This is a genomic window from Chloracidobacterium sp., assembly GCA_015075585.1.
In the GTDB taxonomy this organism is placed as follows: Bacteria; Acidobacteriota; Blastocatellia; order Pyrinomonadales; family Pyrinomonadaceae; genus OLB17.
The window spans coordinates 314,603-326,078 of the sequence record JABTUB010000002.1 but is presented as its reverse complement, the minus strand read 5'-3'; the positions used below and the strand labels follow the sequence as shown (position 1 = coordinate 326,078).

General features: G+C 55.1%; 9 protein-coding genes. 3 read left to right on the top strand and 6 right to left on the bottom strand.

All coding sequences use genetic code 11. From position 1 onward, the window contains the following. The first annotated feature begins 7 nt into the window (after positions 1–7). Positions 8–823 carry a hypothetical protein gene (locus HS105_10535; protein ID MBE7517030.1) on the top strand — a complete coding sequence of 272 codons (816 nt, stop codon included), beginning with the start codon at positions 8–10 and terminating at the stop codon, positions 821–823. A gap of 3 nt (positions 824–826) precedes the next feature. Here HS105_10535 and HS105_10530 read toward each other — a convergent pair whose 3' ends face one another. The 6 genes from HS105_10530 to HS105_10505 all read right to left on the bottom strand — a co-directional run bounded on the left by HS105_10530 (position 827) and on the right by HS105_10505 (position 8,874). After that, entirely contained in the window at positions 827–1,954 is a 1,128-nt protein-coding gene (locus HS105_10530; protein MBE7517029.1) for a CapA family protein, read from the bottom strand. 37 nt (positions 1,955–1,991) lie between these two features. Further along, entirely contained in the window at positions 1,992–5,717 is a 3,726-nt protein-coding gene (locus HS105_10525) for a multifunctional oxoglutarate decarboxylase/oxoglutarate dehydrogenase thiamine pyrophosphate-binding subunit/dihydrolipoyllysine-residue succinyltransferase subunit (protein ID MBE7517028.1), read from the bottom strand. A 69-nt stretch (positions 5,718–5,786) separates the two neighbouring features. Next, complete coding sequence (locus HS105_10520) at positions 5,787–6,377, bottom strand: hypothetical protein (protein ID MBE7517027.1); 591 nt, start codon at positions 6,375–6,377, stop codon at positions 5,787–5,789. Further along, on the bottom strand, positions 6,337–6,762 hold the full coding sequence (gene nusB, locus HS105_10515) for a transcription antitermination factor NusB (GenBank protein ID MBE7517026.1): 426 nt from the start codon (positions 6,760–6,762) through the stop codon (positions 6,337–6,339). The genes HS105_10520 and nusB overlap by 41 nt, the downstream gene beginning before the upstream one ends. Before the next feature lie 55 nt (positions 6,763–6,817). Next, a complete protein-coding gene (locus tag HS105_10510) occupies positions 6,818–7,312 on the bottom strand; it encodes a 6,7-dimethyl-8-ribityllumazine synthase (GenBank protein ID MBE7517025.1) in 495 nt (164 codons plus the stop codon). 242 nt (positions 7,313–7,554) lie between these two features. Continuing rightward, positions 7,555–8,874: a PDZ domain-containing protein gene (locus tag HS105_10505; GenBank protein MBE7517024.1), complete on the bottom strand. Its 1,320-nt coding sequence runs from the start codon at positions 8,872–8,874 to the stop codon at positions 7,555–7,557. Between the two features lie 126 nt (positions 8,875–9,000). On the opposite strand from HS105_10505, the gene HS105_10500 reads away from it, so the two are divergent. Both HS105_10500 and mgtE read left to right on the top strand, forming a co-directional pair. Beyond that, a complete protein-coding gene (locus HS105_10500) occupies positions 9,001–9,978 on the top strand; it encodes a GDP-mannose 4,6-dehydratase (protein MBE7517023.1) in 978 nt (325 codons plus the stop codon). An 85-nt stretch (positions 9,979–10,063) separates the two neighbouring features. Then, positions 10,064–11,425 carry a magnesium transporter gene (gene mgtE, locus HS105_10495; GenBank protein MBE7517022.1) on the top strand — a complete coding sequence of 454 codons (1,362 nt, stop codon included), beginning with the start codon at positions 10,064–10,066 and terminating at the stop codon, positions 11,423–11,425. Positions 11,426–11,476: the final 51 nt, after the last annotated feature.

The window sequence follows — 11,476 nt, the reverse complement described above, 5'->3', positions numbered from 1 at the left end:
ATTCCCGATGCGTCATTCATCTATGTCCGCCGTATGCAAGCTGTCCGTTGCGGCGGTGCTTTTGATCACGACGGCGACGCTCGGCCTCGGGCAGAAGCGCAAGCATATTGTTAAAAAGCCGCCGGTCAAACCTGCGGCCACTGCGGAGCCAACGGCGTCGCCCGTGCCTGCCCCGATACCTGAGCCGAAGAAGAATGAACGGCCGAGCACCGTCGCTCCGCCGATAAAGGAGTCAAAGTTCACGCCCGAGTATGTTTATGAATTCAAGCGGCCCGGCTTCGGGGTTGACTTCGTACATATCGAACACGATGAAGCGGGCAAGGGCAGCATCACTTTTAGAAAAGAGAACATTGGCGAGGATATAACCGATCCCGTAGAGCTTTCAGCGGTTACGATGGAGCGCCTGCGGGGAGCTTTTGAGGCATTGGATTTTCTGAATTCATCCGCAAATTATCAAACACCGCGGGACTACTCGCACCTCGGCAACATAAGCCTCACGCTCACAAAAAGCGGGCGTTCGCGCACCGCGATCTTTAACTGGACCGAGAATAAGGATGCGATGTTCCTTTTGGATGAATATCGGCGCATCGGCAGCGAATACATCTGGCGGTTCGAGATCGATTCCTCGCGTGAGAATCAGCCGCTGCTCGCACCGGGGCTTATGACTTCGTTCGAGAGCCTCGTAAAACGCGGCGAGGTCTCAGACCCGCCGCATATCATACCTTTCCTGCGTGAACTCGCGGCCGACGAACGCATACCGCTAATGGCCCGCAACCGCGCCGCCGACATCATCAAGTACATCGAAAAGGATCGGAAGAAGTAGGCATCACTCTTTGGTAAAGGTGCCGTCGTCGGCGATCTTTGGTGCGTTGGCGCCGAAGTCGGCTGTAGAAAGGTTGCGGACGACGCGGATGGCCGTGCCCGCGCTGTCGAGCAGCGGGCCGCCGCGGCCCTCTTGTTTTGTCGCGTTTATCTTGCCTGAGATGAACTTGCCGTCCGCGGCGATCTTTGCCTCGACGATCTTGCCCAAGGCTGTTTCAGCGGCGAGGCCGAACCAGCCGTAGGTGCAGAAATTGCCCATCGAATAAACGATCAGACGGTCGTTGTACAGCTCCATACCGCGCATCACATGCGGCCCGTGGCCGAGGACTATGTCGGCACCCGCATCCACTACCGTATGGGTAAACGCACGCAGGTTGCCGCGATTCTCGCCCAAGAATATCTCCGTTCCGTTGGGAACGTGCTGGCGGTCGGTGCCTTCGCCTCCGCCATGGAACGAGACGATCACGATGTTCGATCGCTTCTTAAGGTCGGCGACCAGCTTTCGGGCGTTATCGAGGTCGTTGATGCTCGGCATGCCATTGTTGTGGCCAAAGGCGATAAAGCCGACCTTCTTACCTTTTACATCGAGAAATGCTGTTACCGCAGCAGGCTGAAGGCTGCCGGCGTACTTGATGCCCTGTTCCGTAAGCACTTTTTGAGTGCTGGCACGGCCGGCCTCGCCAAAATCGCCGGCATGGTTGTTTGCCACGCTCATCACGTCAAACCCTGCGTTCTTAAGGTATTTGCCGTAACGCGTCGGCATACGGAATGCAAAGCAGCGTGTCGAGCGCGGAGGGCATTTTGCTGACACGCCATTGTCGATGATCGGCCCTTCAAGATTGCCAAAGGCAATGTCAGCCGCTGACAGGATCGGCGTAACTTCCTTGAAAAGATCGGCTCCGTCGTTTGGCGGCATTCGCGAATCATTCGGGAACGGTGAACCCATCATAATATCGCCGACCGCAGCGATAGTTATCGGCTCATTGTTTGTGACGGCCGGCGGCGTCGGTTCAGGCTCCGCCGCTGCTGCCGTCGCGGTTTCCGCGTTCACCGCGGCTTTCGGCTGGCAAGCGAGGATGAATGTAAATGTTCCGACAACGAGAACGGCGATAAGTGCTGCAAGTTTCTTCATGTTCGATCAATTACGGTCAGTCGTTGAGATCTGATCGTCAGTGCGATTCGGACGCTGCTGCCCCCGAGCCGTGAGCTTCCATTCCGAAAGTATCCTCGATCAGCTCAACTTGTTCCAGATGATGGATCGCGTAGTTGCCGGTCGAAGGAGACGCCGACGGCGTCCGGCCGACATACCGAAGCGTGATCCCCTGCGGCAGGATCGCACGCAACCGCGGCTCCACGAACGCCCAGCCGCCCATATTTTGCGGCTCTTCCTGCGTCCAAACGATCTCGGCTGCATTCTGGTATTCTGCAAGGATCGCCTGCAGGAGCTTGCCGGGAAAAGGATAGAACTGTTCGAGCCGAATGACGGCAACATCAAGCGAAGTATGTGCGGCCGATTCGCCATGCCGCGTTGCGTCGAGGTCATAAAAGACCTTGCCGCTGCACAAGGCGATACGCCTTACGGCCGCCTTATCTGTGATACGAGCATCGTCGATCACCGGCCGGAAGCCGCCGCTCGTCAGCTCGCTCATTTCGGAGGTTGCAGCCGGCAGTCTCAGCAAGCTCTTCGGCGTCATCACGATAAGCGGCCGCACGATATCCTGTTTGATCTGGCGGCGGAGAAGATGGAAGTACTGAGCAGGCGTCGTCGGATAGCAGACCTGCATATTGTTCTCCGCACAGAGCTGCAGGTAGCGCTCCAACCTCGCCGATGAGTGCTCAGGCCCTTGCCCCTCGAAACCGTGAGGCAGGAGCATTACAAGCGGGCTTGTCTGCTTCCACTTGTCCTCGCTCGAAGAGATGTACTGATCGATAACGATCTGGCCGCCGTTCGAAAAATCGCCGAATTGAGCTTCCCACGCGACCAACTCCTTATGGCTGATGACCGAATAGCCGTATTCAAAGCCGAGAACGCCGTATTCGCTAAGGCTGCTGTCGAATACATAGAAGCGTGCCGCCGGATTTTGTTCATTCTTAAGCTCGGAAAGCGGCGTCCAACGCTCGCCCGTAAGAAGGTCATACATCGAGGCGTGCCGCTGTGAGAAGGTTCCGCGGCCCGAGTCCTGCCCGCTGATACGAACAGGAAAACCCTCGACGACGAGCGAGCCGAATGCCAAAGCCTCTGCAAAACCCCAATCCATCGGCACTTCGCCGTCACCCATCTTTGCACGGCGTGCCAATTGGCCTACCATCTTCGGGTTGATATGGAAGCCTTCCGGAACAAGCGACACCTTGTCTGAAACGGTCTTCAAGATGCCCGCATCAGCCGAAGTGTCCATGATCTCGGAACCGTCCTCGTCAACGATCGGCGGGGCAAGTACGGCACGTGCGGGATTCTCAGCGGCAATGGCCTTTGCACTCGCAAGGATGCGTTCGTATTTATCGACGGTCCTTTTCGTCATTGCTTCGAGTTCTTCTTCGGTAATGACGCCTTCGCGGATCAGAAGCCGCGCATAAAGGTGCTGCGAGCCGGGATGCGCCTTAACGCGTGCATACATAACAGGCTGGGTATAGCTCGGCTCATCGCCTTCGTTGTGCCCCAGCCTGCGGAAGCCGACCAGATCGAGTACGACGTCCTTATTGAACTGATGGCGATACTCGAGCGCTATCTGTATCACGCGATGAGCGGCTTCGGGGTCATCGCCGTTAATGTGAAAGATCGGCGTCTGTGTAATATGAGCGGCGTCGGTCGAGTAGATCGATGAGCGGCCGAATTCGGCGGACGTAGTAAAGCCGATCTGATTGTTGATGACGATATGGATCGTTCCGCCCGTACGGTAGCCCGGAAGGCTGGCGAGTTGGAGCGTTTCCATCACGACGCCTTGGCCCGCGAATGCAGCATCACCGTGCAGAAGAACGGGTAAGATACGGGCATAGACCTCTTCGCGCGTTCGCTGTTCGCCATTGCGAAGCTCATCCTGCCGGGCGCGCGTCATTCCCTCGACCACAGGATTGACGGTCTCAAGATGACTCGGGTTTGATGCAAGGTGAAGTGCGATCTCACGTCCCGATCGCGTCTTGCGCCGGCCTTCCGCTCCTTGGTGGTATTTTACGTCGCCTTCATCGGCAGGAAAACTCGGATGCGATGTGCCCTCGAATACAGTAAAGATGCGTTCCGCCATGTCGCCTGTGTCAGCGTTTCCGATGATGTTCGAAAGGACGTTGAGCCGGCCGCGGTGAGCCATACCCATAAATATCTCATCGACACCGCGAGCGGCGGCCGTTTCGACAAGCTGATCGAGCATCGGGATTACGGTCTCACAGCCTTCGAGCGAGAATCGTTTTTGACCGAGATACTTCTTATGCAGGAAGTGCTCGAACTGCTCCGCCTCGATAAGCTTCTGCAGCAGGTCTTTCTTTGTTTCGGCAGGCAGCGGCTGCGTATCGACAAAGTGTTCGCGGATGCGTGCGCGTATCCATTCCTTCTCCGTTTCGTTCTGGATATGTCGATATTCCGTGCCGACCTTTCCGCAGTATGCTTTTCTGAGAATGTAAAGGATATGACGCAGCGTTGCGGTCTTTTCGCCGTGCAGTCCGCCAGCGATGAACTCGCGGTCAAGGTCCCAAATAGTTAGGCCGAAGTTCTCGAGATCAAGCTCAGATACGTGATGCGAGGTCATGTTCAGCGGATCGGTGTCGGCGAGCAAATGGCCGCGAACCCGGTATGCGTCGATCAGCTGCAGCACGTTCGCCTGCTTTTCGGCCTGCTCATCGTCGCGTCCGAATAGGGTCGGGTTGCGGTCCTCGGCCCAGCGAAGCGGCGGATAGTTGATCTCCAAAGCCGCAAATATCTCGTCATAAAAGCCGTGCTGGCCCTTTATCAGCTCGTTTATGCGTGCAAGGAAAAGCCCGCTTTCGGCACCTTGGATCACGCGATGATCGTAGGTCGATGTAACGGTAACGACCTTGCTGATACCGATCATCGACAGCGCGGCAGGCGTCATCGCCTGATATTCCGGCGGATATTCTATGGCACCCGTGGCAATGATCGCACTTTGGCCCGCCATCAGACGCGGGTTCGACGCGACCGTGCCGATAGTGCCGGGATTGGTCAGCGAGATCGTTGTGCCCTGAAAATCGGCGATCTCCAGCTTTGCCTCGCGTGCCTTTTTTACCTGACCATTGTATGCGTCAAAGAACTCGACGAAATTCATTGTATCGGCGTTCTTTATGTTCGGAACAAGCAGGTTGCGAGAGCCGTCCTTTTTCTCGATATCAATAGCGATGCCGAGGTTTATATGCTCATGTTCAAGCCGCGAGGGCACTCCGTTGACCACTCCGAAGCCGAAATTCATGTGCGGATACGCCTTGGCAGCCTGAACTATTGCCCACGCGATGATGTGCGTGAACGAGGCTTTGCCGCGTCCGCGGGATGCCAGGTGTTCGTTGATGACGCGGCGATTCTCTTCGAGCAGTTTTACGGGGATACTGCGGAAGCTTGTCGCTGTCGGGACCGTGAGGCTCATCTCCATATTCTCGACGATCTTTTTCGCCGGGCCGGTGATGGTTTTCGGTTCTGTGTCAGGCGACAGGACGACGACCGGTTCTTTCCTTGCTTCAATAGGAGTTGATACCGCCGCGACGGGCGTTGCAGCCGGCCGCGTGTCTTCGACCGAGGCTGTGCCAGAGCTTAAAAGCTCAGCAAAATACGTCTGCCACGACTCGTCAACGAGCCGCGGATCTTGCCTATAACGGGCCAAAAGGCCTTCGACATAGGTGGAGTTGGATCCAAAACTTTCTTTTAAGAACGCGCTAAGATCGGGTGTGCTGTTACTCATTTCTAAAATAAAATTCCTCGGTCAAACCTCCATTCTAGCTGATATGAAAGGAAATAAATAGCCCTGCGGCTATCGTAGCGGATTGTCAATCTCAATATCGATGCGGACCGGCACAACGCGCTTGAAACCGATGCCGAAACGTTTGAATTTGCCGAAGACAAAAACTGTTCCGTCGATATGCCAGCGATCCTTGCGGTCAAAAAGTTCGCTCTTTACAGCCTTTGCAAGGCTGATCGTGTTGATAAAGATATGTGCAGGCACGGGCAGATCGACAGCCGCTCCTTTTGAGAATGAGAACTGCGTCGTGTATTCGTCGATCTCGACGGGAATGCCGTTTATCCGGAAATTCTCGAATGTGAGAAAGTGGATCTTGCCGCTGTGCTCATTGCCGTAGATGGTGCCGCCGGCGGCGACCGTAATTCCGGTGATGCCGATATCGATAACGCGGAGCGGCGTGAGGCGCAGTTCGGCATCATTACCGCTGCCTTTGCTCGCCGGATCGGCGGAGCGTACACGAACGTCTGCGTTGTAAACCTTATAGCCGCGTATCTTCGACGGATACGCCTGTGCGGCGGCCGTCGCAACCGCCGTGAAAAGGAGGGCGGCGCTAAGAAAAAGCCTAATTAGCCGAAGTTGATGATGAGATAGGCTCGCCCGCATTGTCGGACGAACGTACCGCAACGTCCTGCCGTATAGCATCGAGCACACCGTTGATGAACTGCGTGGCCTCGTAAGAAGAGAATTTGCGTGCAAGTTCAAGCGCCTCATTGATCGAAACAGTTTCGGGCGTATCAAAATAAAGGAACTCAAAGACCGCGAGCCTCAGCACATTGCGGTCAACTATCGCCATTCGTTCGATCCGCCAATGCTCCGCGCGAACTTTGATGCAGTCGTCTATCGAAGAGATGTTTTTAAGCGTTCCCTTGACGAGGCTGTTTGCAAAATCGCGTGTCCGCTCATCAATGGCCTCATCGCCCAATTCGCTCCAATAGTTGTGCGTCAGCACCTCGGGATCTTCAGGCGACATATCGACGGCGAACAGCATTTGTAAGGCTGCTTCGCGGGCCTTATGCCGTGTTCCGGTACTCTTATCGTTAAGTTCAGACGACACTGGTTTTTGCCGACCCTCCCTTCTTGTTCTTGATCTGTTCGATAGTCGCGGCCATCTCGATCGCAGAAAGAGCTGCTTCGCAGCCTTTATTGTCTTCGCCCGGTCGGCAGCGAGCCTCGGCCTGTTCACGCGTGTCGGCGGTAATAACGCCGAACAGCACAGGAACGCCGGTATCAAGCCCTGCACGCATTATGCCCGAAGCGGCCTCGCCGGCAACGTATTCAAAGTGCGGCGTATCGCCGCGGATAACGACACCGAGTGCGATGACAGCATCAAATTGTTTTGTGGATGCAGCCTGTTGGCAGGCGAGCGGAAGCTCAAATGTGCCGGGCACTTGATACTCGTGAATGTCCGCTTCGCTTACGCCGCTATCGAGCAGAGCTTTGCGGGCACCCGCGACAAGCCTTGAAGTGAATTCAGAATGCCAGCGAGTTGAGACAATGGCGAATGGCCTGCCTGCCGCTGACAATACTTCTCGTTTCAGATCCGTTTTCAAGTTTCCCGTCCGTCAGGCCGAACATGCGGCCTGTTACGATTATATTGAACCGCTCTCGGCACTGACAAGGTACGACGCGAACTTTGCTCGACGCGGCCGTAAAGTTATCTCGAATAGAATATGAAAAAAGGCAGCCGAACTGTCAAAAGTTCGGTCTGCCGTCGCTGTTCGCTGAGATAAGCTATGTTCGGCCGCCGCCTGCTCCGAAGTGATCCGACACGGCCGTGGTATTACTTGGTTTTCCAGAAGTACGGGAACCATTTACCGGCTTCCGCCGGATCGACCTTGCCGCCGAGCAGTTCGACAGCACGCTCCATCACAACATCGCGTCCCGCGGCAACATCAGCAGGTGTAGGGAGCACGAGTTCATCCGGAATGACGCCTACATGCTCGAGGCTCTTTCCGTCGCTCATGATAACGTCAGCATTGGTAACGCTGACCGCGAAGAGAACATAGCTGCCGCCGCCAATGTCATGGTCGTATGTCATTGACTGCATTACTGCGCCCGCGGAAACGTCGCCGATGACAGTTGCACGTTTTTGAAGCTGCATAAATCTGGCAAATATCTCCGACGCCGACCCTGAACGACTGTCAAGCAGGATCACCAGTTTGCCGGGAAATACCTTGCTGCCCTTCGTCTTTGCGACCTGCGGATCCATCTTTTTGCGGCCTTTAAGTTCCGCGATCTGCGTATCCTTATCGACAAAGTAGCCGGCGATATCCTCGAGATTTACAACATAACCTCCGCCGTTGCCGCGAAGGTCCATTATGATCGACTGGCCATTAGCAGCCCGAGAGAACAAATTGCCCGAGAGGCTTGGGTCGAACGCCCAGCTCGGCATTTTCCATACAGTGATGCCGCCGGCCAACTTTACAAAGCGGTGGTCATCATTCTTTTCATTATAGAAATCGTCATTTAATCGGAAGAGCGAATCGCCGACGATCGTTTGCGGCTGATGCTTGACCTCGGATGCGATCTCGATATCGCGGGCGGATGAGGCTCCGGGGCTTAAGACAGCTAACACAAGGCTGCCTCTTTTACTTATCCTGTTGTAATAATATTGAACCTTCCAAAGCTCACTGCGCGTGATGCGAAAGCCATTGATCGCAATGATCTCGTCGCCCGGTTTCAGCCCTTTTTTCTCCGCGTCGCTTCCGGGTTTCACATCCGTAACGATGCACTTGTCGCCGATATACGACATACGCCATCCGTAATCGACACGCAGGTTTGTCGCCGGCGGAATAAAGTACAGGTGCGAGTCATTAAAATCAATAACGGTCTGCGCGATTATGCCGAGAGCTTGCCCGGTAGACGTCGCCCCGCTCAGCTTTTCAGCTGCCGCCTGGAACTTGGCTTCGAGGTCGATGCCTTTGTATTCCGGGTCGAAGTAGTGGCTTTTGATATCACTTTTGATGACCTTAAGCATATCCTTCATTCGGCCTTTTTCGATCGAGTCGTATTTCTGGCCGATGCCGAATGATGCGCAAAGCAAAAGTACCGCTGCGGCGACTGTGAACCTGAATAAAGCTACGGGAAACGAAATTGGCATACTACAGGCTCCTGATGGAAATGAGAATTTGTGTGCTTATGTTACCATAACTCGCAGGTCCGATTACAAGCTTTTGCTTGGTATGTGTTATCTTTCAGTCTTTGTCTCGTTCGGAGCGTTCAAAAGATGGCAAACAGACGCGTATTGGTGACGGGCGGAGCAGGATTCATCGGGTCTCATCTGGTGGATCGCCTTCTCGGCGAAGGGAATTGGACAATTACCGTTCTTGACGACCTTAATGATTTCTATTCACCTGAGATAAAACGCTCGAACATTGCCGGGCATTTGAAGCATCCCGATCACAGATTTATCGAAGCTGATATTCGCGACAGGCGAGCCATCGAAACCGTTTTTGCATCGAATAGTTTCGACGTAATTGTACACCTCGCGGCCCGGGCGGGCGTGAGGCCAAGCCTGGATCAGCCCCGACTTTATGCCGAAACCAATATCACAGGGACACTGAACCTTTTGGAAGCGGCTCGAGTTCACGGCATACGTCAGTTCATATTTGCTTCCAGCTCGAGCGTTTACGGCATCAACTGCAAAATACCGTTCAGCGAGGAGGATAGGATACATCAGCCGATCTCGCCGTATGCTGCGACCAAAGCTGCAGGCGAACTGCTTTGCCATACCTATTCGCACCTGCACGATATTCGAACTATCTGTTTGCGGTTCTTTACGGTTTATGGAGCTCGGCAGCGGCCCGACCTTGCTATCCACAAATTCACAAAGCTGATCGCGGAAGGCAAGCCGATCCAAATGTACGGCGACGGCACCACGCGGCGCGATTACACTTACATCGACGACATTATTCAAGGTGTCCGCTCAGCAATGGATCATAGCGGCTCGATGCATGAGATCTTTAATCTTGGCGAATCGCAGACCATTGAATTGAAAGAACTCATTCGTTTGCTCGAAAGAGCATTGGATATGCGGGCAGTGATCGATCAGAAGCCGCTGCAGCCGGGCGATGTGCCGTGTACATACGCCGACATCACAAAGGCCCGCGAGCTGCTCGGCTATAATCCCACGACAAAGATCGCAGACGGCATTCCGAAGTTCGTTGAATGGTTCCGAACCTCGCGGCAGCGATCTCTCTTATAATACTCACACTTACGCCGGCGGCGGGCCGGGCGATAACGTATTACCATCAATGTAATTGCCGAACCTTTTCGGCAGGAGGCGGAGCATGTCAAACATTCCTCGATCAGACAGCGGCAACTGGGCGGAACTTCGAGCCGAACTTCTCGATTTGCACCCGAGTGAGGCCGCAGATGCCATTGCAGGCCTGCCGGAGAATGAGACGGCGGTCGCTTTTCGCCTGCTGCCGAAGGAGACTGCCGCAAAGGTCTTCGAATATTTTGACAAGCATACGCAGCAGGCGACCATCAAGGATCTCGGCAAAGCTGAAGTTGCGGCCATTCTCAACGATATGGCTCCCGACGACCGTACGGCATTTCTAGAACACCTGCCCGACCAAATACTGAAAGAGACGCTTAATCTTCTGACCGATGACGAACGTGCGATAGCCGGCACGCTCCTCGGCTATGACGAGAACAGCGTCGGCCGTCTTATGACGCCGTATTATGTGCAGGCCCGCGAGACGTGGACTGTAAAGGAGACGCTCGAAAGCATACGCCGATCGGGCCGTAAGGCCGAGACGCTCAACGTGGTTTACGTGGTTGATGACGAGAACCGCTTGATCGACGACGTACGTATCGGCCAATTCCTTCTTGCTGATGATATGACTGTTGTCAGCAGCATCATCGACCGGAAATTCACGGCACTGCGGGCAACGATGGATGAGGAAGAAGCGGTCCAGATCTTTCGGCGTTACGACCGTTCGACGCTGCCCGTCGTTACGGACAGCGGCGTGCTCGTCGGGATCGTAACGGCTGATGACATCCTCGATGTTGCAGAATCCGAAGCGACCGAGGATATCCAGAAGTTCGGCGGACTCGAGGCCCTCGACCTGCCGTATGTGCGTACGCCTTTCTACTCATTGATACGCAAACGCGCGGGCTGGCTCATCATTCTGTTCTTGGGCGAGATGCTCACCGCCTCGGCCATGGGTTACTTCGACGACGAGATCGAACGTGCCGTGGTACTTGCCCTGTTCGTGCCGCTTATCATCTCATCGGGCGGCAACTCGGGTTCCCAGGCCGCGACGCTCATAATCCGTGCCATGGCACTGGACGAGGTAACGCTGCGTGATTGGTGGTATGTGATGCGGCGTGAGGTTCTGTCAGGCCTCTCGCTCGGCGTCGTGCTAGGCGTGATCGGCTTTGTGCGTATAGCGTTGTGGCAAGGCCTCGGCATCTATAACTACACCGAGCATTGGCTGCTCGTTGCCGTTACGGTCTTTGCTTCACTGATCGGAATTGTTATGTGGGGAACGCTTTCTGGCTCGATGATCCCGTTCGTTCTGCGAAGATTCGGCCTCGACCCCGCAACGTCAAGCGCACCTTTCGTCGCCACGCTCGTGGACGTAACGGGCCTCGTTATTTACTTTACGATCGCCTCCGTCATCCTCCGCGGAACCCTCTTGTGACGAAATGGTCGGGCTTGACCACATGCGACGTCGCCAAGAGCTGACGCGAAG

What these genes read in the sequence shown, in the direction of transcription:
- HS105_10535 (MBE7517030.1), top strand. Translation starts at nt 8, where the DNA reads ATGCGTCATTCATCTATGTCCGCCGTATGCAAGCTGTCCGTTGCGGCG.
- HS105_10530 (MBE7517029.1), bottom strand. Translation starts at nt 1,954, where the DNA reads ATGAAGAAACTTGCAGCACTTATCGCCGTTCTCGTTGTCGGAACATTT.
- HS105_10525 (MBE7517028.1), bottom strand. Translation starts at nt 5,717, where the DNA reads ATGAGTAACAGCACACCCGATCTTAGCGCGTTCTTAAAAGAAAGTTTT.
- HS105_10520 (MBE7517027.1), bottom strand. Translation starts at nt 6,377, where the DNA reads ATGCGGGCGAGCCTATCTCATCATCAACTTCGGCTAATTAGGCTTTTT.
- nusB (MBE7517026.1), bottom strand. Translation starts at nt 6,762, where the DNA reads ATGCTGTTCGCCGTCGATATGTCGCCTGAAGATCCCGAGGTGCTGACG.
- HS105_10505 (MBE7517024.1), bottom strand. Translation starts at nt 8,874, where the DNA reads ATGCCAATTTCGTTTCCCGTAGCTTTATTCAGGTTCACAGTCGCCGCA.
- HS105_10500 (MBE7517023.1), top strand. Translation starts at nt 9,001, where the DNA reads ATGGCAAACAGACGCGTATTGGTGACGGGCGGAGCAGGATTCATCGGG.
- mgtE (MBE7517022.1), top strand. Translation starts at nt 10,064, where the DNA reads ATGTCAAACATTCCTCGATCAGACAGCGGCAACTGGGCGGAACTTCGA.